Source organism: Paraburkholderia sp. RL17-380-BIE-A (assembly GCF_046028085.1).
In the GTDB taxonomy this organism is placed as follows: domain Bacteria; phylum Pseudomonadota; class Gammaproteobacteria; order Burkholderiales; family Burkholderiaceae; genus Paraburkholderia.
The window spans coordinates 21270-46710 of record NZ_JARESQ010000016.1 but is presented as its reverse complement, the minus strand read 5'-3'; the positions used below and the strand labels follow the sequence as shown (position 1 = coordinate 46710).

Below are 25441 nucleotides of genomic sequence, written 5' to 3'. Positions count from 1 at the left end.
AAAAAGCCGCAGAGAATGTGATCGGCGCAATGCCATTATGCATGCGGCATTGCCGCTTTTCGCCAGAAAATCTGATTGAACGCCCCATTGTCAACCTCTTATTCCACGCTTTATCCTAATGACCGCGCCCGAGGACGAAGCCGGGTTTGTGATATTCGACGTGCCCGAGATCCATCATTTTCCAGCGCCCACCCCACGTCAGACCGACCTGTTCCGCTGTCTGTCCGTATAGCTGATAACCTCGCATGGCCCAGGGATCTTTTTCTGAAATGACGAGTTTGCCGTCGCGCAAAAATGCATTGTCCGCGGCAAGCCCGTATTGGTGGTAGCTTTGAAACGCTGCGGCATTAGTGACGTTGCCCCCCATTTGCGCCAGCCGGTTTTGCCGCTCCGGACTGCGATAACCTTCCAGTAAGGCCATTTCATACCCGTATTGCTCGTGCATGATTTTGTAAACGAGCAATAAACGTGTTCTGAAATCGGCATCGAGCAAATTCCAGTCGCGGCTCGCGTCTTTAAGCGCGGGCCGGATCTGCTCGACTTCCTGCGTGGCAAATACCTCCGGTGGCAGCGGCGGCGGGGGCACGAGCTGTTCGCCGTTCAATAACGCGGCAATTTTCTCGTCCGGTACCCGCGCAGTGTCATCGAATTGGAATAATTGCCGGCCGCGTAAAGCCAATGCCACCAATGGAGGCGTCGCAAGAATACCTGTGGTGGTAAAAATCAGCAAGCGCCGCTTTACCAGTAACTTTTGCATATCGATTGCGGTCGATTGCGAAATTTTTGCCGAGCGCACTAATTGGCCGCGTGCGCGAGATGCACTTCGCGATGCTCCGCGCATAAAGCGACCATGAATAGTGAGAGCCGCGTCCAATAAAGAGGCGCGTACTGCCGGCAATAGCAGCATTGCGGCGATCACGACGGCGAGCGCGAAATAGGCGAAAAGTACTACGGCAATCAAAGGCGACCCCGGAAATTGGAAAGAATTGTATTTTGTAATGCTTGCTCTTAGAATCAGGCCTGCTCTGAGAGGAGCCGGAGCGTATTATCACGGCGAAATAATCCAGGATTCAATGAGACAGTGAATGAGTGCGCCGGAAAGTTCGAATTCCAAAGCCCCGCCTAGCCTGTTATCCGATAAGGCTAAAGGCGCTGATGGCAATGGTTCGCGAATTCTTGCGAACCTCGAAGGCCGCGTTGCGCCGCCTACGGAAAAACCACGCCGGTCGAAAGCGGTGCTCGCGCTGGTCGCCTTGCTCGTGATCGCAGCCGGCGGCTGGGGAGCGTGGCATATGCAGCGGCGCGTGCAGAGCGAGTCGCTGGCGGAGGTCACGCCTGCCAGCGTCGAGAAGGCTGCCGCGCCCGCGGTTGCTGCAAGCAACGTGCCGCAGGTTGTCGCGAAAGCAGAGGTGCCGGCCGCGGCGTCGTCGCAAGCGGCGACCATCGTTGCCGACGACAGCGATAGCAAGGCCGCTGCGGCATCCGCCACGGCGCCCGCCAGTGGTGACGCCAGCCGCCTGTCGCGCGCGCTCGCCGACGGTGCGGAACCGAGCAGCGCACCTGCACCGGTTGCATCCGCAACGGCTGCTTCAGCGGTCACGGTGCCGGCGGCGAAGCACGGCAAAAACGCGACGGCTGTAGCCACCAAGGAGAAGCACGAGAGCGCGGCGCACGGCAAGAAGGAAAGCATGGCGGCGGTGAACCGTCACGCGAGCGCGCCGACTGCGGTCGCGCAGTCGAAGAAAGCGCGCGCGACCAGCAATGCTTCGAAGGATGATTCGGATGCCGATCTATTGGCGGCTCTCGTCGCCCGGACCAAACCGGCGGACACCAAGCCCGCGGCACAGGACACGGCGACCAAGGTCAGTGCAAGCGCTGCCGGCAACGCCAAACTGGCTGAACGCGTGAAAGAGTGCGGCAAGCGTGGCTTCTTCGAAGACCAGTTGTGCCGCTGGCGCGTATGCGACGGTCACTGGGGTAAGGATCCGGCCTGTCCGGCTTCGGCGCAGCAGGCACGCCAGCCTTGACGCATTCTTTATTTGCCGCGAAAACCGTGGTGGATGGGGGAAGTAAGGGAGCTTTGGCGGCGAGGATGGCAACGCTGCCGGCTATACGCTTTGCGCGCCTGTGCGATTGCAGAAGACGAGCCTTAATCGCTTTTATGGTCGGGATTTTTTGGTTTCATGTCGATCTGCTGGCGCGAACGACGCCAATCACACTACAGAACCAACGGAATTGTCGCGCGGACTGCGCGCCCGCATTGAACCCGCTTCAGGCGGGATGCAGGCCGCGCAGTAACTGACGGACACGCGACAGATCCTGATCGACGTGCTCTGCTTTCTCGAACAACTCCGCCAGCCAGTCGACGAACGCGCGCACGCGTGGCGAGACGCGGCGATTCTTCACATACGCGACCGAGACCGGCATCGGCACCGGCTTCCATTGCGGCAGGACTTCGCGCAAAAGTCCAGAATCCAGATAGGGTTGCGCGGCGATGCGGGCGGGCTGAATCAAGCCGAGGCCTTGCAAGCCGCAGGTGAGATAGGCCTGTTCGTCGCTGACTTTGACGAAGCCTTTTACCTTGACATTTTGCGCTTCGCCGTCCACTTCAAAATCGAAATCCACTTCGCGTCCGTTGTGCGGCGACATGCAATTGACGGCCGTATGTCCGTGCAAATCGTCGAGGTCCGTGGGTGTGCCATGACGGGTCAGGTAGGCCGGACTCGCACAGGTCACGTGTTCGAGCGTGCCGAGTTGGCGCGCGACCAGATTCGAATCCGGCAATTCGCCTAGCTGGATGCTGCAGTCGATTGCTTCGGAGATCAGATCGACGGTGCGGTTGCTGATGCCGATAGCGAGATCGAGGTTCGGGTAGCGCGTGTGGAAGTCGTCCAGGGCCGGCAGGACGATCGTGCTGGCCACCGCGCCGGGCATTTCGATACGCAGGCGCCCGGTCAGGTTATCCGTGGCGTGCCGGATGCTGGCTTCCATTTCGTCGATGTCGGCGAGGATTTGCGCGCAGCGCTCGTAGTAGGCCGCGCCTTCGGGTGTAATGCTCAGGCGCCGCGTGGTGCGGGCGAGGAGAACTGTGCCTAGCAGCGCTTCCAGATTCTGGACGATGGTGGTCGCCGTGGCGCGGGGAATGTTGAGGGATTCCGCTGCGCGGGTGAAGCTGTTGGTGTCCACGATTCGGATGAATGTGCGCATTGCGGTTATTCGGTCGATCACGGGTTGTGCTCCAGTCTGGGGTTGGGGGTTGGCTGCGGGGCGGTTTTTGTTTGTGATCTTTGGGCTTTGGCCTTTCCTTGAATTCTTCGTGGTCTATTGGCGTTGCCCCTGTGCGGGGCGGCACTTACTTTCTTTGCCGCCGCAAAGAAAGTAAGCAAAGAAAGCGGCTTTACACCGCTAGCTCATAAGCGGGTCCCCTGGCTTGGAGGGGGGAGTGGCGCATCTGGAATCCGCGTTCTCGCACATTCCGCCCCGGTGACAAGGCAGTCATGCTTCCGGCGGCGCTGCGCGCGCCGCAGCGGTCTTCATTGAACAGTGGCCTTTTTAGGGTGTCGCCGAGGCGAAGCAGACGGCCCCCACGGCGTTAGTCCTACTGACGGGTTCCCGCGCATACCCGTCCGCGACGCACGCAGTGCGGAGTGGGAGCGGATGATGGCTTTGTCACTGGAGTGGAATGTGCGAGGGCACGGATTCCAGATGAACCACTGCCGTGGCTGTGCGGGGGACCCGCTTAAAAATTAGCGGTGTGAAGCCGCTTTCTTTGCTTACTTTCTTTGCGGCGGCAAAGAAAGTAAGTGCCGCCCCGCACAGGGGCAACGCCAATAGACCACCACGAATTCAAGGAAAGGCCAAAGCCAAAAAAAACAACCCAACCCCGACCGCGCCGCAGGCAAAAAAAACAACACCCCCGCAGCGCGGCCCACCCAAAATTTACTTCCGCAAGGAATCCAGATCAATCACAAACCGATACTTGACATCGCTCTTCAGCATCCGTTCATAAGCCTCATTAATCCCCTGCATAGGAATCACCTCGATATCCGAAGTAATCCCATGCTCACCGCAGAAATCCAGCATTTCCTGCGTCTCGGCAATGCCGCCAATCAACGACCCAGCCAACCGGCGACGCTTGAAAATCAGATTGAACACCTGCGGCGACGGATGATCGTGCTCCGGCGCGCCGACCAGCGTCATGGTTCCATCACGCTTGAGCAGATTCAAAAACGGATTCAGATCATGTTGCGCAGCCACGGTGTTCAGAATGAAATCGAAGCTGTTCAAATGCGCTTCCATCTCTTCGGCATTCTTCGAAATCACCACCTCATGCGCACCCAGCCGCTTCGCGTCTTCGATCTTCGAGGGCGACGTGGTGAACAACACGACATGCGCACCCATCGCGCGCGCCAGCTTCACGCCCATATGACCCAGGCCGCCAAGGCCGACAATGCCGACCTTCTTGCCGGGACCGGCGCCCCACGTGCGCAGCGGCGAATAGGTGGTGATGCCCGCGCACAGCAACGGCGCCACGCCGGCAGGGTCGAGATTGTCCGGCACGCTCAAGGTGAACGCTTCGTCCACGACCAGTTGCGTGGAATAGCCGCCGTAAGTGATCTGACCGTCGACCCGGTCGACTCCGTTATACGTGCCGACAAAACCGTTCTCGCAATACTGCTCGAGACCTTCCTCGCAACTCGCACACGTGCGGCACGAATCGACCAGACAGCCGACGCCGACCAGATCGCCCACCTTGTGCTTCGTCACGTCCGCACCGACCGCGGTCACGCGGCCGACGATTTCATGGCCCGGCACCACCGGAAATACGGTGTTCTTCCATTCATTGCGCGCCTGATGCAAATCGGAATGGCACACGCCGCAAAACAGCACATCCATTTGCACATCAAGGGGGCGAAGTTCGCGGCGCTGGATTTCGAACGGGGCGAGCGGCGCGGTAGCGTCGGTCGCTGCATAGGCATAAGTCGTGCTCATGGGTAGCTCCAGCAAAGAGGGTGAAGTCGCAAGGCGCCGGCGATGGGCGACGCATGTCGCCGATGAGGCCAACCTCGTCATGAACCGGGATCACGGCGCGGGCGGTGGCTGGCAAATTCGTCAAACAGGCAATGGCCAATCGAGCCCGGCGCAGCGCGGAAATAGATGATCCGGCAGGGTTCCCATGATAGGAGCGGGCGAGGAGCCCGGGAATACCTGAATGTCTTGAAGGTTTGCCTAAAACTCCTGGCGAGCAGCGCGATAGGTCGTTTGGTGCTAAATTTCAAGCATTATTCTCTTGCACGTCACTATACCGTCATGTCAACCCGTTCCGCTGAACCCGTCCCGCTCGATCCCGCCCAGCAGCGTGTGGTCGAATTATTCGACGTGCTCGCGCCCAACCCGGGCTTCACGCGCACGAGTCTCGAAGGCGTCAATCTGATGCGCGCGAATAGTCCCATGCCGCGCATGCCTGTCATGTACGAGCCGAGCATCGTGATCGTCTGCCAGGGACGCAAGCGCGGCTTTCTCGGCGATCAGGTGTTTCAGTACGACGCGCAGCAGTATCTGGTGCTCTCGGTGCCGTTGCCATTCGAATGCGAGACCGAGGCGAGCCCGGATGAGCCTTTTCTCGCCATCTCGGTGCGCGTCGATCTCACCATGGTGGCGGAATTGCTGATGGCGTTGAACGAGACGCAAGGCGCCGCGCAGCACGAACCCGTCGGCATCTATTCGACGCCACTCGACCCGGCGCTGTGCAACGCGGTGCAGCGTCTGATGGACGCGCTGGCTTCGCCGCTCGACGCACGCATTCTCGCGCCCGGCGTGGTGCGGGAGATCTGTTATCGCGTGCTGACCGGCGAGCAGGGCGACGCGATTCGCGCGGCACTCACGCATCAGAATCATTTCGGCCGCATTGCCAAAGCATTGCGGCGGATTCATGCCGATTACCACGGCGTTCTCGATGTCGATACGCTCGCGTCCGAAGCCGGCATGAGCCTCGCCGTGTTTCACGCGCAGTTCAAAGCCGTCACCGCCACTTCGCCGATGCAATACGTGAAGACCACACGTTTGCATCATGCGCGTTTGCTGATGGTGCAGGATGGTTTGAATGCGGGCGCGGCCGCGGCGCGCGTCGGTTATGAAAGCGCGTCGCAATTCAGCCGTGAGTTCAAGCGCCTTTTCGGCCTCAGTCCAGTGGACGAAGTGAAGCGCATGCGCACCTTGTACGATTCGCCGGCACCACGCGTGGTCAAACCGGTGGCGCGCTACGTCACCGCCGTGTGAGCGGGCAAACGGGCCGCGTTACAAACCGCTGAACCAGTTGTAGCCCTGATCTTCCCAATAGCCGCCAGGGTTCGTGTTCGTCACGAAGATCGCCGCGATGTGCTTGGGATTCTTGAAGCCAAGTTTGGTCGGCACGCGCAGCTTCAGTGGATAACCGTATTTGGCCGGCAGCGGCTCATTGCGGAAATCGAGCGTGAGTTGCGTCTGCGGATGCAGGGCCGTCGCCATGTCGAGACTGGAGTAATAGCGGTCCGCGCATTTGAAGCCGACATAGCGTGCGCTCAGATCCGCGCCGATGCGCTCCAGAAACGTGCGAAACGGCACGCCGCGCCATTGTCCGATCGCGCTCCATCCTTCAATGCAGATGTGGCGTGTGATCTGCGAGACCTGCGGCAAGGCGCGCAACTGATCGAGATTCCAACTGCGCTTGTCCGACACGAGCCCTGAGACTTCGAGCTGATAGGTCGAACCGTCGATGTCCGGCGCGTCGAACTCCGGATAGAACGCGTTGAACGGAAACGGATCGGTGATTTCGCGCGCGGAGTAGGTAGGTGCCAGCTTGTTGCGGTCGAACAGCCAGCCCTGCACGCGATCGTTCCAGCGCGACATGGCCCAGAGCACCTTGTCGACCGAATCGCCATCCTGCATGTTGCAGCCGGAAAGCATCGCCAGCGCGCCGATGGAGAGCGACGAGCGCAGAAACAGGCGCCGCTGCAGCCGCTCGATTTGCGGCTGATGATCGGCAAGGACGATGCGGGCTCGGCGTTCGTCGCCGTTGCGTTCAGATGCGCTCATGCCTGGGTTCCTCCATGCGCTGCGTGCCGTGCGCGACCGGTCAGCATTGGCAGCAGCGTGCGCGGCACGAGCAGCACCAGCGCCAGATGCACCACCACGAAACCGACCACACCCGCCTTTGCGATGAAATGCACGCGCCGTGCGAAATCGAAGCCGCCGAATAAGGCTGTGAGCCACGAAAATTGCACCGGCTTCCAGATGGACAGCCCCGACGCGACCAGCAACACGCCAAGCGCCAGTACGATGAGATAAAGCGCGCGCTGCACCGCGTTATATCTGCCGGTATCGTGTGGTAACTTGAATTGCAGCGCGAGGCTTGCGTCATGTATTACGTCGCGGGGATGAACCGGCAACAGCTTGCGCCGGAAATGCCCACCGCCGAGGCCATACGCGAAATACACCAGGCCGTTCGCGCAGAGCAGCCACATCGCCGCGAAGTGCCAGGCGATCGAGCCGCCCAGCCATCCGCCGACAGTCGCCCACGCCGGAAACCTGAACGGGAAGAAGGGCGACGCGTTATAGATCGCCCAGCCGCTCATCACCATGCAGACCATCGCGAACGCGTTGATCCAGTGTGTGATACGGACGACGAGCGGGTGGACGAGCAGGCGCATTTGCGGTTCGGGCATGGAAAGGATCACGAGGCGAACGGGAGCTGGAAAGCCGCGCCATTGAAAAAGCGCGGCTGCTCGAACAAACCGGAAAACGGCAATGCCGTGTTACATCGGCGGCGTTACGCCGTGCTCGCCCGCGGAGATGAAGTTGGCCGCCATCGAGCCGTCGGCTTCCTTGTGCGCGAACAGCACGACCTTCGCGCCCGGCACGAGCAGCGAGCGGTCACCCGGTTCCAGCGCGACGATAGGCACGTCTTGCGGAATCACGATCTTCTTTTCGCCGTCCTTGTACTTCACGGTGATCGTGCGGCCGTTGCTGACCACGAGCGAACCGACCGTACCGTTGGTCATCGAGCTGTTGCCGCCGAGATCCCACGGACGGTGCCCTTCGCCGGCACCGCGCATGCTCGCGGGGAACACGTGGACTTCGAGTGCTTTCAGCGTGCCGTCCGCTTGCGGGATCGCGGCGGTGCCCACGTAGCTGTCCGGCTTGATGTCGTTCACGTCGGCGAGCACGACGCCGCGAATCGGCGTGTCCTTGGCGAGCTTCACGTCGACGTCCTTGCCGTCGCGCGTGTGGACCTTGAGCAGGTCGCCCGACAACGATGTTACCGTGCCGCGCACGCCGGTCGGCGCGGCGTTCTGGGCGTATGCGGCCGGACCGGCGGTGAGGAACGCAGCGGCGGCGAGCGCCGGGGCGACGAAGGTGCGCAACGCACGCGCGGAAACCATCTTCATGAATCTGCTCCAGGTGGTGAACGATGGGGGCAGATTAGACTCGGGACCGGCTCCGGCGAGTGACAGATGGATGACAAAAACGTCATGAATGGCGTGCAAGGGCCACGTAAAATGACCGGCATATCCATGTCCCGCATGTCAGCGAGCCTTCGAGCGAGCCTCCGGGCCGAAGCCCGAATTGGAGCACCGAGCACCATGAGCATTCTCGTCATAGAAGACGATCCGAAAACCGGCGACTACCTGAAGAAGGGTTTGCGCGAGAGCGGCTATGCGGTCGATCTAGCCCGCACCGGCACGGACGGCCTGCACATGGCGCTCGAAAATCCTTACGACCTCGTGGTGCTCGACGTGATGCTGCCTGGTATCGACGGCTGGGAAATCATGCGCGCGCTGCGGGCACGGCGCGATCTGCCGGTGATTTTCCTCACCGCGCGCGACCATGTCAGCGACCGTATTCGCGGTCTCGAACTCGGCGCGGACGATTACCTCGTCAAGCCGTTTTCGTTTACCGAACTGGTGCTGCGAATCCGCACGCTGCTGCGCCGTGGCGTGATCCGCGAGAGCGACGTGTTCGAGATCGCCGACCTGAAGCTCGACGTGCTGCGTCGCAAGGTGACGCGCGAAGGCGTCGAGATTCCGCTCACCAACAAGGAATTCATGCTGTTGCATCTGCTGGTGCGCCGTCAGGGCGAAGCGCTGTCGCGCACGCAGATCGCGTCCGAAGTGTGGGACATGAACTTCGACAGCGACACCAACGTAGTCGACGTGGCCATCAAACGGCTGCGCGCCAAGGTCGATCATCCGTTCGAAAAGAAGCTGATTCATACGGTGCGCAGCATCGGCTACACCTTCGGCGACGGCTCATGAAATTCTGGACCGGGCGCTCGCTCACGGCTCGCACCACCGTGCTGTTCGCGTCGATTGCCTGCGTGGTGATCGGCACGTTGGGCGCGTATTTCTACCGCTCCGCGGAGCTGTCGTTGCAGCGCCGCGCCGACGTGGTGCTGACCGGGCGCGTCGAGCATTTCAGCCGGATTGTGCGCGATCTCTACTCGGTCGGCGAACTGAAGGACCGGCCGTTGCTGTTCGAGACCATGCTCGGCGCGGAACAGGACGTGCTGCTGTTTCGCCGTCCGGGCGAGGCGCCGTTTATCGACGTGAACCCGGGCGGCGTGGCGGTGCCCGCATTGCAGGCCGGCGAGGAGGGCCGTCTGCCGACCTTTGCCGACATTCGCCAGACCCGGCTCGCCGACGGCGTGCCGGTGCATTGGGCGATCGCCACCGCCCGAGCGCGCGAAGACGGCACCGAGGTCGAAGTGATCGCCGGTCACCCAATGACGCAGGAAGTGCGCATGCTGGCCGCTTATCGCAACCGCATCCTGCTGGCCACGCTGATCGGTATGCTGGCCGCGACGCTGCTCGCCTATTGCGTGCTGCGCCGAGCGTTGCGCCCGGTGCGCGAGATTGCCACGCGGGCCGCGCAGATCAGCCCCGCGAGCCTGTCCGTGCGGCTCGACAGCGAGGCGGCGCCGCTCGAATTGCGCCAGCTCACGCACGCGTTCAACGCCATGCTCGACCGTCTCGCCGACGGTTATCAACATCTGTCGCAGTTTTCCGCCGACCTGGCGCACGAAATCCGCACCCCGGTTGGCGCGTTGATCGGGCAGACCCAGGTTACGCTCGCGAGGACACGCGAGCCCGAAGAGTATCAGCAGGTGCTTGAATCGAATCTGGAGGAGCTGAGTCGCCTCAGTCACATCGCGGAAAACATTCTGTTTCTTGCGCATGCGGACCATGCGGCGCTCTCAGTCGAACGTGAGCCGATCGACCTGCGCGAGGAACTCGTCAGGATCGCAGACTATTTCGAAGGTCCCGCCGACGAACGCGGCATGCGCTTCGTGGTCGAGGCAGACGGTGTGGCATGGGTGAATCCCATGCTGTGCCGGCGTGCGATCAATAACCTGGTCGTCAATGCGGTGCGTTACGGCGCGAGCGATACGGTGGTGCGTTTGCGCGGCTCGCAGGACCAAGAGGGCGCCACGGTGGTGGTCGAAAACGACGGCGCGCCCATTCCCGAAGAGCAACTGGGGCGTTTGTTCGACCGCTTTTATCGCGCGGATGCGGCGCGCAGCGCGTTCACCGAATCGAGTGGTCTGGGCCTCGCGATCGTCAAGGCGATCATGCATCTGCACAGCGGCACCGCGTGCGTGGTGTGTCCGGCGCCGGGCGTGGTGCGTTTCGAATTGCGCTTTCCGGGCGTTTGAGCGCCGGCGTTCGCGGCCGGCGCTGTTCGCTCAGACCTTCTTCAGATAAGCGGCCTTCAGCATGAAGTTGCCGGCGTCCATCTTGCAGTCCACTTCATGATCGCCGCCCACGAGGCGAATGCTCTTCACCTTGGTGCCCATTTTCAGCGTGATCGACGAGCCTTTTACTTTCAGGTCCTTGATCAGCACGACCGCATCGCCATCGGCGAGTGGATTGCCGTTGGCATCCTTGACGACGCGTTGGTCGGCGTCGTCGGCGGATGCGGCGGCGTGGATCGGCCATTCATGCGCGCAATCCGGGCAGACGTAATTGTCGCCGTCGGGGTAAGTGTTTTCCATTGCGCATTGCGGGCAGGCGGGAATCGTCGACATGATTGTGTTTCCGGACCGCGGCGGGCCGCGGATAACTTCAGGGTCCGCGAGTATAACGGACGCGTGCCGGGGCGCCGGTGTGCGGCACGCGCAATGCTGCGCTAGCGCAAACCGGCACGTTTAAATACCCGCCTGAAGGGCGCGTGGCGGCGCCAAAGGAGCGGCGGACTATACTTTTCCGATAGCGTGGCGATCCCGCGTGTGCCGCCACGCTAGCAATGCATTTGTAATGCACGCCTATTGCCCGAATCTCACAGCAGGAGTTCTGTCATGGTCAAACTCGCCCTGTACGTTCGTCTTGAAGCCAGGCCAGGCAAGGAAAAAGAGGTCGAAGCGTTCCTGCTCGGCGGCCTGCCGCTCGTCGAGGAGGAGCCGGGCACCATCGCGTGGTTCGCCTTGAAGCTGGGGCCGTCCACATTCGGTATTTTCGATGCCTTCGCGGATGAAGGCGGCCGTGACGCGCACCTGCACGGCAAGGTGGCCGCCGCGTTGATGGCGAAGGCGGGCGAACTGTTCGCCTCGCCACCCAGTATCGAGAAGGTCGACGTGCTGGCGGCCAAACTGCCGGGCTAAACGAGCGGCGGGCCGCGCGTCTGTTTGTCAGCGGCCCGCCGCGTCGCCGGCGCCGGCGGCCGGCTGGTTCGCATAGGTTGCGCGCTTGTCCTCATACATCAGCAGATCGGCGCGCTGCACGCCCGCTTCGAGCCGGTCGCCACGTTGGCAGGTGGCCGCGCCCATCGAGAAGCTCAGCGGCGAGCCGGGATAGAACTGATTGTTCATCTCAACCAGTTGCCTGATTGCATCGACCATTGCGACGCCGCCGCGCTCGTCGGTGTCGGGCATGAGGATCGCGAACTCGTCTCCGCCAATGCGCGCCGCATGAAACGGCGTCTCGGTCGCTTTGGCGAGCACCTCGCCGGCGCGCCGCAGCAACGCGTCGCCTGCCGCGTGGCCGAGTTGATCGTTCACGCGTTTCAAACCGTTCAGGTCGGCCATGATGATCGTGACGGGCCACGGACCCTTGCGTTCGAGCCGGTTCAGTTCGTCCACGTAGAAGGAGCGGTTGCGCAGCTTGGTCAGCACGTCATGCTTGCCGAGGAACTCGAGATAGGCTTCGGCTTTCTTGCGCGCCGTGATGTCCGTGAGCGCCACCAGCACCAGGTCCCAGTTCTTTTCATGGCCGGGCAGCACGGAGAATTGCAGGTGCACGTGCACCTCGCTGCCATCGAGCGAATAGTTGAGCACCTCGCGCTGCTGGAACAGCTTGCCGTCCCACAGATCGATCAACTGCTCACGGAAATGCGGGCGCATGTCGTCGCGGAACACATCAGGCAGATGCGCCAGCAGCGTTTTCTTGTCTTTGGCCGCGAACATGTCGAGCGTGTGCTGGTTCACGTCGAGCACGTGGATTTCCTGCATGCAGCGCTCGACGAACTCGGGATGCACGTCGGTAAACACGCGGAAATCGTTGATGCCGGCCGCGCGCGCTTCGTCGAGCAGACGTTTGACCGCGCTGAAATCCTCCACCCAGAGCGATACCGGCGAATACTCGAACAGGCCGCGCACATACTGCTCGGCGAGCGTCACGCGATGCCGCGCGCCTTCCAGTTCGGTGATGTCCTCGACCGACACCAGCACCCGATCCCAGCGCGCCTCGTGGCCGGGCAGCACGGCGCCCTTGAGCAGCACGTCGAGGCGCCGTCCGCCGAGCGTGTAGTTGACCGTCTGGCTGGTGAACTGCGATTGCCCGGCCCACAGCTGGCATAGCTCTTCCAGATGGGTCTTGAGCATGTCGTCGCGGAACACCGAGGCGAGATTGCCGTTGAGCGCGTCGAAATCGGCAGCCTCGAATTGGGTCAACGTTTTCTGATTGACCTTGATGACGCGGATGCTATGCGCGCACTGCGCGACGCAGCCCGGATTGGCGGCGAAATGCGCGCGCAGATCGGTCACACCGTCGGCCCGCCATGCGTCGAACAATGCGCGCACGCCGCTGAAGTCTTCGAGCCAGAGCGAGACGGGCGCGAGTTCGAACATCTCGGAATCGTCGTTGGCGGGCGCGGGGCCACGCGGCAGGATGTCCAGCATGGAGTTCTCGGAATCGGAAGTGCCGCTATTTTAAAGCCGGTTGGGCGGTTGCTGAAAAGAAAGACCGGTTACGCATCATTTTCGCCTCCGCGATTCAACAAGATAACGGCCGTATTCCAATTGACTTGAGGCGCGCCGGGGCGGCCCGGTCGCTCGCCTGCATGCCTTGACGAGCCTTGCTACACTGGCTCGAGATCTATTCCGTCCATCCACGTTGCCGACGAAAGCGCCGACATGAAGCCATCCCTTCTGGTTCTGATCCATTTGAACGATGCAAGCCGCGCGAGTATCGAAGCGGCGTTCCACGTCATCTACGCACCCGACGCCGCCCAGCGAGCCGCCGCCATCGACGCGCACGGCGAGACGATTCGCGCCGTGCTGACCAACGGCACGACCGGACTCACCGCCGCGGAAATCGACCGCATGCCGCTGTTGCAACTCGTCAGCGCGCTGGGTGCGGGCTATGAAAACCTTGCCGTTGAACACGCCCGCTCACGCGGGATCGTTCTCGTCAACGGCGCGGGGACCAACGATCATTGCGTGGCCGATCATGCGTTCGCCTTGCTGCTCGCGGTCGTGCGCGACGTGCCGCAGCTCGATCAGGCCACGCGCAAGGGCGTCTGGCGCGACAACCTGCCGATGCGCCCGAACGTCTCCGGCAAGCGCCTCGGCATTGTCGGGCTCGGCAACATCGGCGAGAAGGTCGCGCGGCGCGGCGCGGGCTTCGAGATGGAGGTCGGGTATCACAACCGTAAGCCGCGTGAAGGCTCGCCGCATCGGTACTTCGACAGTGTGGAAGACCTCGCGCGCTGGAGCGACTTTTTGATCGTCGCAACGCCGGGCGGTGCGGGCACGCGTCATCTGATCGGCGCGGCGGTGTTCGAGGCGCTCGGGCCGCACGGCTTCGTGGTCAACGTCGCGCGCGGCAGCGTGCTCGACACGGCGGCGCTCGCTCACGCGCTCACGGCGCGGACGATTGCCGGTGCGGCGCTCGACGTCTACGAGGGCGAGCCGGATCCGCCGCAAGCTTTGCTGATGCTGCAGAACGTCGTGTTGACGCCGCACGTGGGCGGCCGCTCGCCGGAAGCAATCACGGCCTCGGTCGACAACTTTCTGAGCAACGCCACGCGGCATTTCGCGGGCGAGGCGGTGTTGACGCCGATCTGACGACCCGCGCTCGCGCATTCATCGCGGGGTCGCCATGTAGTGCCAGTCCGCTGACGAGCGGCAACGCGCCCGCCCGGTTTGCACGCCGGCGCGGCCGCCTTTTCTCGCTCGGTGCGAGCCGGCGCATCACTGAAAGGCAAACCAAAACTATCGGCGTGGCGGATACTTTCCGTCGAAAATGGCGATTTCCCTTGTGAGGTCGCCGCGCATAGGATGGGCGGTATCGCATCACCACTGCTTCGGCCCGCCCGAAGCCGCGACGGAGATCCCGCATGGAACACCACGCCCGCACGCAGAACGAACGTCTCGACGTCAAGACAACCACCTGCTACATGTGCGCCTGCCGCTGCGGCATTCGAGTGCATCTGCGTGAAGGCGAGGTGCGCTACATCGACGGCAATCCGGAGCATCCGCTCAACCAGGGCGTGATCTGCGCGAAGGGCGCCTCGGGCATCATGAAGCAATACTCGCCCGCGCGCCTCACGCGGCCGTTGATGCGCAAGCCCGGCGCGGAGCGGGGCAGCGCGCAGTTCGAGCCGGTGTCGTGGGAGCAGGCTTTCGAGGTGCTCGAAAAGCGCCTGGGCACGATTCGCGCCACGGACCCGAAGAAATTCGCGCTCTTCACCGGGCGAGACCAGATGCAGGCGCTGACCGGACTGTTCGCCAAACAGTTCGGTACGCCTAATTATGCGGCGCACGGCGGCTTCTGCTCGGCCAACATGGCGGCCGGCATGATCTATACGATCGGCGGCTCGTTCTGGGAATTCGGCGGCCCGGATCTCGACAGCGCCAAACTCTTCTTCATGATCGGCACGGCGGAAGATCATCATTCGAATCCGCTGAAGATCGCGATTTCGAAGTTCAAGCGCGCGGGCGGCCGCTTCATTGCGATCAATCCGATCCGCACTGGCTACGCGGCGATCGCCGACGAATGGGTGCCGATCAAACCCGGCACAGACGGAGCGCTGTTCATGGCGTTTCTACACGAACTGATTGCCGCCGACGCATGGGATCACGAGTTCGTGCGCCGCTATACCAACGCAGCGGAACTCGTCGATCTCGACGAAGCCAGCGAAAACTTCGGCCTGTTCGTGCGCGATCCTGAGCGGCCGGTCGGCAATCCACTGTTTCCGCAGAATCATTTGTGGTGGGATGCGGATGCCGCGCGCGCCGTGCCGCATCACACGGCGGGTGTCACGCCCGCGCTCGACGGCCGCTATACGCTCGACGACGGCACGCCGGTCACGCCGTCGTTCGCGTTGCTGCGCGAACGGGTGGCCGATTGCACGCCCGAGTGGGCCGCCGCCATTACCGGCATTTCGGCGGAGACGATTCGACGCCTTGCCGGTGAAATGATCCAGACTTGCCGCGATCACCGCATTACGTTGCCGATCCGCTGGACCGACGCATGGGGCGAGACGCACGAAACGGTCAGCGGCAACCCGGTGGCCTTTCACGCGATGCGCGGCCTCGCGGCGCACTCCAACGGCTTCCAGTCGATCCGCGCGCTGGCCGTGCTGATGTCGCTGCTCGGCACGATCGACCGGCCCGGCGGTTTTCGTCACAAGTCACCGTTTCCGCGTGCCGTGCCGCCGTCGGCGAAACCGCCGAACAGCCCCGACGCCGTCAAGCCGAATACGCCGCTCGCCACCGGTCCGCTCGGCTGGCCCGCCGCGCCCGAGGACCTGTTCATCGACGACCAGGGCGGCCCGGTGCGCATCGACAAGGCCTTCTCGTGGGAATATCCGCTGGCCGTGCATGGCTTGATGCACAGCGTGATTACCAATGCATGGCGCGGCGACCCGTACCCGATCGATACGCTGATGATTTTCATGGCCAACATGGCGTGGAATTCGTCGATGAACACGATGAAGGTGCGTGAGATGCTCGTCGACAAGCACGACGACGGCGAGTACAAGATTCCTTTTCTGGTGGTGTGCGACGCGTTCCAGTCGGAGATGACGGCCTTCGCCGATCTTATCCTGCCCGACACGACCTATCTGGAACGGCACGACGCGATGTCGATGCTCGACCGGCCGATCTCCGAGTTCGACGGTCCGGTGGATTCGGTGCGCGTGCCGGTCGTGCCGCCCACCGGCGAATGCAAGCCATTCCAGGAAGTGCTGATCGAACTCGCGTCGCGCCTGAAGTTTCCGGCTTTCACGACCGCCGAAGGCGCGCGGCGCTTTCGGGACTATCCCGACTTCGTCATCAACTTCACGACTTCACCGAATTCCGGCGTGGGCTTTTTGAGCGGCTGGCGCGGCAAGGACGGCGACAAGGCGTTGGTCGGCGAGCCCAATCCGCGGCAATGGGAGGAGTACGCGAAGAACAACTGTGTGTTCCATTACCCGCTGCCCGAGACGCTGCAATACATGCGCAACTGCAACGGACCGTATCTCGAGTGGGCGGTCAAAAACGGTTTTCGCAAGTTCAGCGAGCCGATCCTGATCCAGCTTTACTCCGACGTAATGCAAAAGTTCAGGCTCGCCGCGCAGGGCCGCACGAGCGGCAGGCAGCCGCCAGACCACTTACGCGCGCGCGTTGAAAAGTACTTCGATCCGCTGCCGTTCTGGTACGCGCCGCTCGAAAGCGCGGCCACCGACCTCGCGCGTTTTCCGCTCGCCGCCGTGACCCAGCGGCCAATGGCGATGTACCACTCATGGGACTCTCAGAACGCGTGGCTGCGGCAGATTCATGGCGAAAACTATCTCTACATGAATCCGTTGATGGCGGCCGAAAACGGCATCGCCGACGGCAGCTGGATCTACGCCGAATCGCAATGGGGCCGCGTGCGCTGCATGGCGCGCTTCAGCGAGACTGTGGAGCCCGGCACGGTATGGACGTGGAACGCAATCGGCAAGGCAGCGGGCGCATGGAACCTCGGTTCGGGCGCGAACGAATCACAGCGCGGTTTCCTGCTCAATCACCTGATCACCGACGAGTTGCCGGGCCGAGACGACGACGTGGCGCGACGCATGTCGAACTCCGATCCCGTGACGGGCCAGGCCGCATGGTACGACGTGCGCGTGCGCATCTATCCGGCAGAAGCCGACGCGCGTCACACACTGCCGCAGTTCGCGGCGATGCCCGCGGTGCCGGGTGAGAACGGCGTGATCTCACGCATCGTGCAAACCTATTTCGCGGGACGCGGGGAGTTCGCTGCGCGGCTGCGTGGCGCGTCGGGGCGCAAATAGCATAGTCAGCCGCAAGGAGCCTTTGATGACACAGATGGCATTGGTGATCGACCTGAACGTGTGCGTGGGGTGCCATGCTTGCGTGACGAGTTGCAAGGAGTGGAATACCTCGGGTGAGTCGGGCAGCCTCGCCGACCTCAATCCGTACGACGCCGATCCCTCCGGCACTTTCTTCAACCGGGTGCAGAGCTTCGAAGCCGGCAGCTTTCCCAACGCCGAGACGATCCACTTTCCGAAGTCCTGTCTGCACTGCGAGGACCCGCCGTGCGTGCCGGTCTGTCCGACCGGCGCGAGCTATAAGCGCAAGGAAGACGGGCTCGTGCTGGTGGATTTCGACCGCTGTATCGGCTGCAAATATTGCGCGTGGGCGTGCCCGTACGGCGCGCGTGAACTCGACGAAAGCCGCAAGGAGATGACGAAGTGCACGCTGTGCGTCGATCGGATCCACGATGAGAATCTGTCCGAACGTGACCGCCAGCCGGCGTGCGTGCTCGCATGCCCGACCTCCGCGCGGCTGTTCGGCGATATTCACGACCCGGACTCGGTGGTGTCGAAAGCCATCGAGGAGCGCGGCGGCTATCAGTTGATGCCTGAGTGGAACACGCGGCCGGCAAACCATTATTTGCCGCGCGTGCCGACGCAGGCCGCGGGTTGTGGCAGCGATTCGTGCTCGTGCAAATCGTCCGGCTCGATGTCGGAGCCGGTCCAATCGCCGGAATCGCTCGACGCGCAAATCGAGCGCGGTGAGTTGCATCTTGCGTCGATGGCGACGCGCATCTGAAACACCGATAGGACCTCACGATGAACCCCGCATTCTCCGTGGTTTTCCTCACCACCTTGAGCGGCGCGGCGCAGGGCTTGCTGATTGCGCTCGTCGGCGTGGAAACGGCCGCGCATCTCGGCCTGCTCGCGTCGCCCACCGATCCGTTCTATATCACCGGCGCGGCCGTGTCGGTAATATTGGGCGCACTCGGCCTGCTCGCATCGTTCTTCCATCTTGGCCATCCGGAACGTGCATGGCGCGCGATCGCCATGTGGCGAACCTCGTGGCTGTCGCGCGAATGTCTGTGCCTACCGGCGTTTCTCGCTTGCGCCTTTTTCTACGGCGTCGCCCATGCGTTTGCATCACCATGGGCGCTGGCGATAGGCTGGCTCGGTGTGCTGGCGAGCGCGGTGCTGTTCGTCTGTACGGCGATGATCTACGCGTGTTTGCGCTTTCTGCAGGAATGGGCCACGCCGCTCACGCTGGTCAACTTCGCGCTGCTCGGTTGCGCTTCGGGCTTCACGCTGGCGACAGCGTTGAGCGCGTGGCTCGCGCCCGCGCTGACCGCGGGGCTCGCCGTGTGCGCGTGCGGGTTGACGCTCGCCGGTTGCGCGAGCCGCTCGGCATCGCTCATGCGCAATGCGCGCTTGCGGCCGAAGTCGACGGTACAGAGCGCCACCGGTATTCACAATCCGAAGCTGGTGCAGGTGTCGCGTGGCTTTACCGCCGGTGCGTTCAATCTGCGCGAGTTCTTTCACGGCAAATCGGCGCGCACCCTGCGCGGTGTCAAATGGGGTTTTCTGGCGACGGCGTTCGTCGCGCCGGTCGTGTTGATGGCGCTCGGCGCGAGCCTGCATTCGATCGGCGCTTCGCTCGGCTTGCTGGCCGCCGCGTGTTTCGTGCAATACGCGGGGCTGGTCGCGGAACGCTGGTTTTTCTTTGCCGAGGCGAAGCATCCGCAGAATCTGTATTACGCGAGGGTTGGTTGAGGTGCGAGTCGGCGCGCTCTTGTGCGCTTACAAAAAATCTAATAAGACCAACCTTCATCTTTCCAGGTGCTAATGTGCTCTGTTCCAAAGATGACTGAGTAATTGGGAATCTTAAGCGATTGTATGGGAGAGACTGAAAATGATAGTCAATGAGCCCATCCTGTCGTACTCAAAGAGCCGCGACTTCACCTTTAGAACACCATCGAACCCTGGTTCGTCGACCACCATGGTTACGTTGTCTCCCACAAGAGGAAGCAGATGTGCCATCTGCGACCCAGTGGTACGGTAAGTACCAAAGCCGCCCGTGTATTCGTACACATACGTTACCTTCTCGTCCATACCTGTTCCGTTTACGTGTATCGAGTCCGATGCTCGTGACTTCCATATAGGAGGCACGAATTGAGCACTTGGATGCACGCGCGCGCAGTGCTGGCTGATGCATCGTCGACCCAATCGAGCGAACTCAAAAGAAGGGTCCAAGAAAAAAAGCCTGCCGCCCGAAGCGCGGCAGGCGAAATCGAGGGGCGGGGTTGCCTTGGAAAAGCGCCCCCTCGAAAGACCAAAGCACAGTCTAGTCGGTCGATGCGGGCAGCGGATGTGCATGGCGGATTGAGTCAAAATGTTGACTGAGGGGGACATGAGAAAGTGTCTTCCGGGCAGGAACGACCTCGCCGTTCGAGTGTGATAGCGGTCACAGAGCCGCGGACGACTCGCCGTTCCCGGTGACGCATTTATGTCGACACGTATGCTTGTCGACCATTCTTCGCTACCGTTCGCTGCAGCGCGTACCCGTCTCGTTCATGAGAGTGTTCCCATGGTAAGGAGCGTGGTCATTTCGTCGAGTGGCTGGCAGGGAAACTGCATCCGTGGCTCGGTAGTTTTGTTATAGGGAGTCCTGCCAATTCAGCGTGATCCGCATTTGCGAGCCACTATGCGCGATTAGCGACGATTGGCACGACAGGATCGTGGGGTGCGCATGCCACGCTGGTTGCGAGCGGCCGCCACGCATGCGGACTTCAAGTGTTCATCCAATGCTTTGTGAAATTGAAAGCGTCCAATATAAATATTGGTGTTCTCAATAACCTGATTTATTTTTTGCGTTTTTCTGATTATTTTCATAAGACTATTAAATTAATTGCCTTGGCGTGATCGCCTTATGTGTTGTCTAAAGGATTGATCATATCCGCCAACATCTTGGTCGATTCAGCCAGAAAAATACGTCGCAGACCATCCTTATGTAGGATCAATCCGCATAATTAGTCAGACTCAAAGCAAATCGGAGCGGACAACAATTTCCGGGGAAAATCTGATGGGGTGTTTTTCAGTCGCTGACCGCAACAGCCCAATGGTACGTCACGTTTTGCCAGAGAGCGGCACCGCGAAACGTATCGGTATCGTTTTGTTTGGCGGCTTCGCCCTTCCCGAGGCAGCAGCGATCGCGGAGGTATTCCAGTCGGCGAATGCGCTCACCGAAGGGGAACAGTATGGCAAGACGCGTTACGACGTGAGTTTGTTGTCGGCAACGGGAGGCAGGGTCGCGAGTTCTTCATCGGTGTTCGTTTGGACCGAAAGCATAGGAGCTCAGCGCGAGTCAGAGCGCTTTCACGCCTTGTTTATTGCTGGTGGCGAAGGCGTGATCGATGCGCTGCGCGATGAACAGCTGGTTGCGTGGCTTCGGCGGACGCATGGGCGCGGGGAACTGGTATTCCCGATCGGTGAAGGACGAGCGTTGCTCGACGCCGCTGCTTTCGGACACGCAGCCGGTGTCAGGCGTGACGGCGAACGCGAGGGCGAAATCGCGCAGACTGGCGCTGGTAAAGGCTCTTCGAGCGCTTCCGTCAGCCCGTTTCGAACAGCTATTGCGGTGATCGAGGAAGATTTCGGCGCCGAGATTGCGCATCAGATAGCTGACTGGGTCGCGCCATCCGCGGATACCAGGTTTACGGCGATTGTGCGCAAGAGTGCTTCGATTGGCGTGAGCGAGAAGATCAAGGCATCGGCAAAATGGCTGGAAACGAACGGGCAACGCCATATTTCGATCGACGAGGCAGCGCAGATCGCGGGCATGAGCGAGCGTAATTTTCTCAGGCGCTTCAAGATTGAAATGGGTGTGACACCGTCCGATTACTTGCTGTACGTGCGGCTTGATATGAGTTGTCGCCTGCTTGTCGAAACTGATTTGCCAGTCGACAAGGTGGCGCGCCATTGCGGCATTGGATGCGGCGGGCGGCTAGCGAAACTCTTTCGCAAGCATCTAACGACAACGCCCACGGAGTATCGTATGCGCAAGCGGGTTTGATCGCGGAATCGAGTTCCTGTTCACGCCGTCTTCATTGATTGACCATGGTGGAAGTAATTCAAATTGTTTGTTTTTGGAAATTCCCGTGGTTTTCATTATGCCTCGACTTTTCTGGTTAAAGTGACGGGAATCAGATTGCTGACAAAAAGCTCAGTGTTCGTTTGTGAATAATTTGCGCCATGATAGTTCGGCGATATTCATTGCCCACGCACAGCCAGACTCAGCAAATTGGCTTATATTAAAGCGATGTGTGAGGGCCTACTAATTGCCAAAGAAAATCCCTGAATTCAAGCTGTATTAACGGTCGGGAGCCAAAGGAAAGACCGGGGCCACGGCGAACTGATCGAGAGAAAATACATTGAGCAGGGCCGGTTCGGCCAAAATTCGAATCGCTTGCGCCATGCGCGGCTAAGTGACCCACTTCAGCCTTATGCTCCCGCTTCTTTGTTTCGACCCGCGTGAGCGGCAACATCCGCCGAACCACCGGTCCCGGCTTCACGCGTTGACCTTAGCGCATTTTGCCTCGGCGTATTCCGTTGAACGCGCCTCGCCTTGCGTGCCTATCCGTGGGGCCGGGATCAAGCACGCGCGATTTGGCCATATTAATGACACTCGGAGTCCCTCATGCTAAAAGTTACGAAGGCAGTATTTCCGGTAGCGGGTCTTGGCACACGATTTCTCCCTGCCACGAAGGCGAGCCCAAAGGAGATGCTGCCGATTGTCGATAAACCTCTCATTCAATATGCCGTCGAGGAGGCCATGGCCGCCGGCATCACTGAAATGATTTTCGTGACGGGTCGCAGCAAGCGCGCGATCGAAGATCATTTCGACAAGTCGTATGAGGTAGAGGCGGAACTGGAAGCGCGCGGCAAGGACAAACTGCTGCAGTTGGTACGCAGCATCAAGCCCAGCCATGTCGATTGTTTTTACGTACGCCAACCGGAGGCGCTCGGCCTCGGGCACGCGGTGCTGTGCGCGGAGAAGCTGGTTGGCGATAGCCCGTTCGCGGTGATTCTCGCGGACGACCTGCTATACGGCAGTCCCCCTGTGTTGACGCAGATGATCGAGGTGTTCGATCACTACCATAGCTCGGTGATTGGCGTTGAGGAAATCCCGGCGCAGGATACCAAGTCCTACGGAATCGTCGACGGCAAGGAATGGGAAAAGTCGATCATCAAGATGTCGGGCATTGTTGAAAAGCCGGAGCCGAGCGTGGCTCCTTCAAACCTCGGGGTTGTGGGTCGATATGTACTGAAGCCGCGCATTTTCAAACATCTGCGCGCAATCAAGCCGGGAGCCGGTGGCGAACTCCAGTTGACAGATGCAATCGAGTCGCTGCTCGCCGATGAGCAGGTGCTGGCATACAAGTATCGCGGCACACGCTTTGACTGCGGCAGCAAAATCGGCTATCTGAAGGCCACAGTGGAATTCGCGATGCGCCATCCTGAGGTCGGTGCCGAGTTTCGTGAGTACCTCGATGAGTATCTGTCTCTGTCGCCGTTGTGAAATCGTCAGCGTGTCCGGACTCGGTGCTCGCTTGCACGGTAAGAATCCGCACGTGGGCGACCGAATCCGACCCGCCAATTGGATCAGCAGAAGCACGGTCATCCGGACAGCCAGCCATCAGTTTTATGCAGAGCGCCTGTGTACGATTTCCCAAACGGCCCATACGTAGCCGTGGGCGGCCAATTATCTTCAGGGGATGGCTGGATGGCAGGTTTCTTTTCCCGTGCTAGTCGCCATGCGGCTCAGCCTCAGGTGTTACATGGCGTTCGCTCGGTGAAACGCATCGGGATAACTCTTTTCAATGGATTCGCGCTGCCGGAGGCCGCCACGGTAGCGGAAATCTTTCAGTCGGCTAATGCATTCTGTACCTCCATGCGCATTGGTGGCCCGCTCTACGATGTTCATTTGCTCTCGGTAGGCGGTGGAAGAATAGCGAGTTCATCGTCGGTGTTCGTCTGGACCGACAGTATCGAATCACGCGGTCGCGCTGACGATTTTCACGCACTCTTCATTGCCGGCGGCGCCGGCGTTCAAAACATGTTAAGCGAGGAGCGTCTCATTGCATGGCTGCGCTGGCTCGACTTGCGAAGCGAAAGGATTTTTCCAATTGCCGAAGGACAGTTGCTTCTGGATGCCGCCGAATTCCCGAGCAAGTCCCGCAAATTCGGCCTTGGCGAAGACGCTCATACGATTGACCAGCGCGGATTGAAAGTGTCGATTCCACACCGATCCAATACTCCGCTGCGTGGAGCACTTACGATAATTGAAGAAGACCTTGGAGCAGAAGTCGCGCGCGAGATCACAGGAGTGGTCAGATTGCGCTTTGAGGCGCAGTTTACTGCCGCGCCAAACAAAAACGTGCTCGGCGTGGTGAGCGAAAAAATTCAGTCTTCGGTGCAGTGGCTGGAGATGAATTGCGGCAGGGCGATCACGATTGAAGAAGCGGCGCAGTTCGTCGCGATGAGCGAGCGCAATTTCCTGCGTCGCTTCAAGATGGAAATGGGCGTGACGCCGTCAGACTATCTTCTCTACGTTCGTATCGATAGGTGTCGCCACCTTCTGTCGGAAACGGATCTGCCTGTCGACAAGATCGCGCGACGTTGCGGTATGGGCAGCGGCGGCCAACTCTCGAAAGTATTTCGCCGGTATCTTGGCGTGACGCCGACCGAGTACCGTGCGAGCATGCGCGCTTTCAACCCGGCTTGAGGAGGTCGCGCCCAGGTTCGTGAGACCGGCAGTGGGAGAACCAGTAATCGCTCAACGGGAAGGGCGTTCAAGGCGAGAATGGCGGCTCTTGTCAGTACACTTCAGCCATGCTGAAGCGAGTACCCACGGAATCGCGCTCCGACGTGATCGGCGCCGTTTCCAGATCCCACTCAATAGCGATATCCGGGTCGTCCCACTGCAGCGTGCGTTCGTGCTCCGCTAAACCGCGTTCGGTAGTCTTGCCAAGAACCTCCGCCACGTCCGACAGCACCAGAAAACCGTGCGCGAAGCCGGGCGGAATCCATAGCTGATGACAGTTGGCAGCCGAAAGTCGCGCGCTGATATGACGGCCGAAGCTGGGCGACCAACGGCGCAGATCGACGGCGACGTTCACGACTTCTCCATTGACGACGCGCACCAGCTTTCCCTGTGGCCGTTGAATCTGATAGTGCAGACCACACAATACGTTGTGGGGGTAAACGGTATGACGTTCCTGCACAAAACGATAGCCACGCGCTACGTGTTCCTCGAATTCGTCCTGATCGAAGCTGTCGAACGAAATGCCGTTTGCATCGTGAACAATGCGTGGCTCGATCAGTTTGACGTCGCGAATTGCCGTGTGCTTGACCTGGATTGCCATTGTGACGAATAGGATGAAGAATTGCGGACACCCTGCATGGCGTTCTGCGGGAGGTGCTGTTCGTTCTGTGCGATAGCGCCGCGTGTGTACTGTCGATCTCGGCAGCGGGCAGCCACTGGACGGCGCCTTCGGTGCGCCGTTATCCATATCGATTGCCTGCGAAACGGATTGGAGGCCAGTTCTGATGAGCCCCCGGAAACCACATCGCGGGAGTACCTATCTGTTAAGCCGTTAATCTTACAAGTGGCCGTTTATCCTTGATCGCCAAAAGTTTGGTGTGATACGCCATTTGCGTATTTCGGCAAGGGGAGCCGATCGGCATCGTGCGATGCCAGGTTGTGTGATCGGCGAAGTCCCGACCCCTCACCCGCGAATTTCGAAGCTCGGCGGAATCCCTCAATGTTTTGGCGGACCCGATCAGATTGTCCATAGGACTATCCGTCGCGTGATAACAAATCCGGCTGGCGTTAGGCATTTACCCGTAGGCGGTGGAGTGGGTCGGCTTCATCCACTGCATACCCGGG

At 60.8% G+C, this 25441-nt stretch carries 21 protein-coding genes; 12 read left to right on the top strand and 9 right to left on the bottom strand.

The window, feature by feature from the left end:
- Positions 1-115: 115 nt before the first annotated feature.
- Positions 116-961: a M15 family metallopeptidase gene (locus P0D68_RS25200; RefSeq protein WP_408301319.1), complete on the bottom strand. Its 846-nt coding sequence runs from the start codon at positions 959-961 to the stop codon at positions 116-118.
- Between the two features lie 124 nt (positions 962-1085).
- On the opposite strand from P0D68_RS25200, the gene P0D68_RS25195 reads away from it, so the two are divergent.
- Positions 1086-2027 carry a hypothetical protein gene (locus tag P0D68_RS25195; RefSeq protein ID WP_408301317.1) on the top strand — a complete coding sequence of 314 codons (942 nt, stop codon included), beginning with the start codon at positions 1086-1088 and terminating at the stop codon, positions 2025-2027.
- A 244-nt stretch (positions 2028-2271) separates the two neighbouring features.
- Here the strand turns inward: P0D68_RS25195 and P0D68_RS25190 are convergent, their stop codons facing one another.
- Together P0D68_RS25190 and P0D68_RS25185 are read right to left on the bottom strand one after the other, a co-directional pair.
- The gene (locus P0D68_RS25190) at positions 2272-3228 is read right to left on the bottom strand and encodes a LysR family transcriptional regulator (protein ID WP_408301315.1); all 957 of its coding nucleotides are present in this window, start codon (positions 3226-3228) and stop codon (positions 2272-2274) included.
- Between the two features lie 711 nt (positions 3229-3939).
- Entirely contained in the window at positions 3940-4992 is a 1053-nt protein-coding gene (locus P0D68_RS25185) for an NAD(P)-dependent alcohol dehydrogenase (protein WP_408301313.1), read from the bottom strand.
- A 318-nt stretch (positions 4993-5310) separates the two neighbouring features.
- On the opposite strand from P0D68_RS25185, the gene P0D68_RS25180 reads away from it, so the two are divergent.
- On the top strand, positions 5311-6279 hold the full coding sequence (locus tag P0D68_RS25180) for an AraC family transcriptional regulator (RefSeq protein WP_408186939.1): 969 nt from the start codon (positions 5311-5313) through the stop codon (positions 6277-6279).
- An 18-nt stretch (positions 6280-6297) separates the two neighbouring features.
- Here P0D68_RS25180 and P0D68_RS25175 read toward each other — a convergent pair whose 3' ends face one another.
- From P0D68_RS25175 to P0D68_RS25165, 3 genes are all read right to left on the bottom strand, one after another.
- Positions 6298-7074, bottom strand: coding sequence for a molybdopterin-dependent oxidoreductase (locus P0D68_RS25175; protein ID WP_091801887.1), 777 nt, complete (start codon positions 7072-7074; stop codon positions 6298-6300).
- Positions 7071-7703 (bottom strand): cytochrome b/b6 domain-containing protein, encoded by a 633-nt coding sequence (locus P0D68_RS25170; protein WP_408468764.1) that lies wholly within the window; start codon positions 7701-7703, stop codon positions 7071-7073. Before P0D68_RS25170 ends, P0D68_RS25175 begins: the two co-directional genes overlap by 4 nt.
- A 90-nt stretch (positions 7704-7793) precedes the next feature.
- On the bottom strand, positions 7794-8426 hold the full coding sequence (locus P0D68_RS25165) for a hypothetical protein (RefSeq protein WP_408186941.1): 633 nt from the start codon (positions 8424-8426) through the stop codon (positions 7794-7796).
- 195 nt (positions 8427-8621) lie between these two features.
- Here P0D68_RS25165 and P0D68_RS25160 point away from each other — a divergent pair, with 195 nt between their 5' ends.
- Together P0D68_RS25160 and P0D68_RS25155 are read left to right on the top strand one after the other, a co-directional pair.
- Positions 8622-9293 carry a heavy metal response regulator transcription factor gene (locus P0D68_RS25160; protein WP_091801881.1) on the top strand — a complete coding sequence of 224 codons (672 nt, stop codon included), beginning with the start codon at positions 8622-8624 and terminating at the stop codon, positions 9291-9293.
- Complete coding sequence (locus P0D68_RS25155; RefSeq protein WP_408301309.1) at positions 9290-10690, top strand: heavy metal sensor histidine kinase; 1401 nt, start codon at positions 9290-9292, stop codon at positions 10688-10690. Before P0D68_RS25160 ends, P0D68_RS25155 begins: the two co-directional genes overlap by 4 nt.
- A 30-nt stretch (positions 10691-10720) precedes the next feature.
- On the opposite strand, the gene P0D68_RS25150 is transcribed toward P0D68_RS25155, so the two are convergent.
- Positions 10721-11062, bottom strand: coding sequence for a zinc ribbon domain-containing protein YjdM (locus P0D68_RS25150; protein WP_091801875.1), 342 nt, complete (start codon positions 11060-11062; stop codon positions 10721-10723).
- Between the two features lie 270 nt (positions 11063-11332).
- On the opposite strand from P0D68_RS25150, the gene P0D68_RS25145 reads away from it, so the two are divergent.
- Positions 11333-11635: a putative quinol monooxygenase gene (locus tag P0D68_RS25145; protein WP_091801873.1), complete on the top strand. Its 303-nt coding sequence runs from the start codon at positions 11333-11335 to the stop codon at positions 11633-11635.
- 27 nt (positions 11636-11662) lie between these two features.
- Here the strand turns inward: P0D68_RS25145 and P0D68_RS25140 are convergent, their stop codons facing one another.
- Positions 11663-13150 carry a sensor domain-containing diguanylate cyclase gene (locus P0D68_RS25140; protein WP_408186942.1) on the bottom strand — a complete coding sequence of 496 codons (1488 nt, stop codon included), beginning with the start codon at positions 13148-13150 and terminating at the stop codon, positions 11663-11665.
- A gap of 234 nt (positions 13151-13384) precedes the next feature.
- On the opposite strand from P0D68_RS25140, the gene P0D68_RS25135 reads away from it, so the two are divergent.
- The 7 genes from P0D68_RS25135 (at position 13385) to P0D68_RS25105 (ending at position 24277) form a co-directional block, all read left to right on the top strand.
- Positions 13385-14317 carry a 2-hydroxyacid dehydrogenase gene (locus P0D68_RS25135; RefSeq protein WP_408301306.1) on the top strand — a complete coding sequence of 311 codons (933 nt, stop codon included), beginning with the start codon at positions 13385-13387 and terminating at the stop codon, positions 14315-14317.
- 272 nt (positions 14318-14589) lie between these two features.
- Complete coding sequence (locus P0D68_RS25130; protein ID WP_408301304.1) at positions 14590-17514, top strand: molybdopterin-dependent oxidoreductase; 2925 nt, start codon at positions 14590-14592, stop codon at positions 17512-17514.
- Between the two features lie 25 nt (positions 17515-17539).
- Positions 17540-18295 (top strand): 4Fe-4S dicluster domain-containing protein, encoded by a 756-nt coding sequence (locus P0D68_RS25125; RefSeq protein WP_408186945.1) that lies wholly within the window; start codon positions 17540-17542, stop codon positions 18293-18295.
- A 20-nt stretch (positions 18296-18315) separates the two neighbouring features.
- Positions 18316-19266 carry a dimethyl sulfoxide reductase anchor subunit family protein gene (locus P0D68_RS25120; RefSeq protein WP_408301302.1) on the top strand — a complete coding sequence of 317 codons (951 nt, stop codon included), beginning with the start codon at positions 18316-18318 and terminating at the stop codon, positions 19264-19266.
- A 1309-nt stretch (positions 19267-20575) separates the two neighbouring features.
- On the top strand, positions 20576-21565 hold the full coding sequence (locus P0D68_RS25115; RefSeq protein WP_408301300.1) for a GlxA family transcriptional regulator: 990 nt from the start codon (positions 20576-20578) through the stop codon (positions 21563-21565).
- Between the two features lie 624 nt (positions 21566-22189).
- Complete coding sequence (gene galU, locus P0D68_RS25110; RefSeq protein ID WP_091801853.1) at positions 22190-23071, top strand: UTP--glucose-1-phosphate uridylyltransferase GalU; 882 nt, start codon at positions 22190-22192, stop codon at positions 23069-23071.
- 204 nt (positions 23072-23275) lie between these two features.
- Positions 23276-24277: a GlxA family transcriptional regulator gene (locus tag P0D68_RS25105; protein WP_408301298.1), complete on the top strand. Its 1002-nt coding sequence runs from the start codon at positions 23276-23278 to the stop codon at positions 24275-24277.
- Positions 24278-24368: 91 nt separating this feature from the next.
- Here P0D68_RS25105 and rfbC read toward each other — a convergent pair whose 3' ends face one another.
- Positions 24369-24917 carry a dTDP-4-dehydrorhamnose 3,5-epimerase gene (gene rfbC / locus P0D68_RS25100; RefSeq protein WP_408301477.1) on the bottom strand — a complete coding sequence of 183 codons (549 nt, stop codon included), beginning with the start codon at positions 24915-24917 and terminating at the stop codon, positions 24369-24371.
- Positions 24918-25441 lie beyond the last annotated feature (524 nt).

Coding starts and splice junctions, on each gene's coding strand:
- P0D68_RS25165 (WP_408186941.1), bottom strand. CDS start 8,426: ATGAAGATGGTTTCCGCGCGTGCGTTGCGCACCTTCGTCGCCCCGGCG.
- P0D68_RS25150 (WP_091801875.1), bottom strand. CDS start 11,062: ATGTCGACGATTCCCGCCTGCCCGCAATGCGCAATGGAAAACACTTAC.
- galU (WP_091801853.1), top strand. CDS start 22,190: ATGCTAAAAGTTACGAAGGCAGTATTTCCGGTAGCGGGTCTTGGCACA.
- P0D68_RS25195 (WP_408301317.1), top strand. CDS start 1,086: ATGAGTGCGCCGGAAAGTTCGAATTCCAAAGCCCCGCCTAGCCTGTTA.
- P0D68_RS25125 (WP_408186945.1), top strand. CDS start 17,540: ATGACACAGATGGCATTGGTGATCGACCTGAACGTGTGCGTGGGGTGC.
- P0D68_RS25180 (WP_408186939.1), top strand. CDS start 5,311: ATGTCAACCCGTTCCGCTGAACCCGTCCCGCTCGATCCCGCCCAGCAG.
- P0D68_RS25145 (WP_091801873.1), top strand. CDS start 11,333: ATGGTCAAACTCGCCCTGTACGTTCGTCTTGAAGCCAGGCCAGGCAAG.
- P0D68_RS25185 (WP_408301313.1), bottom strand. CDS start 4,992: ATGAGCACGACTTATGCCTATGCAGCGACCGACGCTACCGCGCCGCTC.
- P0D68_RS25170 (WP_408468764.1), bottom strand. CDS start 7,703: ATGCCCGAACCGCAAATGCGCCTGCTCGTCCACCCGCTCGTCGTCCGT.
- P0D68_RS25140 (WP_408186942.1), bottom strand. CDS start 13,150: ATGCTGGACATCCTGCCGCGTGGCCCCGCGCCCGCCAACGACGATTCC.
- P0D68_RS25105 (WP_408301298.1), top strand. CDS start 23,276: ATGGCAGGTTTCTTTTCCCGTGCTAGTCGCCATGCGGCTCAGCCTCAG.
- P0D68_RS25160 (WP_091801881.1), top strand. CDS start 8,622: ATGAGCATTCTCGTCATAGAAGACGATCCGAAAACCGGCGACTACCTG.
- P0D68_RS25175 (WP_091801887.1), bottom strand. CDS start 7,074: ATGAGCGCATCTGAACGCAACGGCGACGAACGCCGAGCCCGCATCGTC.
- P0D68_RS25130 (WP_408301304.1), top strand. CDS start 14,590: ATGGAACACCACGCCCGCACGCAGAACGAACGTCTCGACGTCAAGACA.
- P0D68_RS25120 (WP_408301302.1), top strand. CDS start 18,316: ATGAACCCCGCATTCTCCGTGGTTTTCCTCACCACCTTGAGCGGCGCG.
- rfbC (WP_408301477.1), bottom strand. CDS start 24,917: ATGGCAATCCAGGTCAAGCACACGGCAATTCGCGACGTCAAACTGATC.
- P0D68_RS25155 (WP_408301309.1), top strand. CDS start 9,290: ATGAAATTCTGGACCGGGCGCTCGCTCACGGCTCGCACCACCGTGCTG.
- P0D68_RS25115 (WP_408301300.1), top strand. CDS start 20,576: ATGGGGTGTTTTTCAGTCGCTGACCGCAACAGCCCAATGGTACGTCAC.
- P0D68_RS25135 (WP_408301306.1), top strand. CDS start 13,385: ATGAAGCCATCCCTTCTGGTTCTGATCCATTTGAACGATGCAAGCCGC.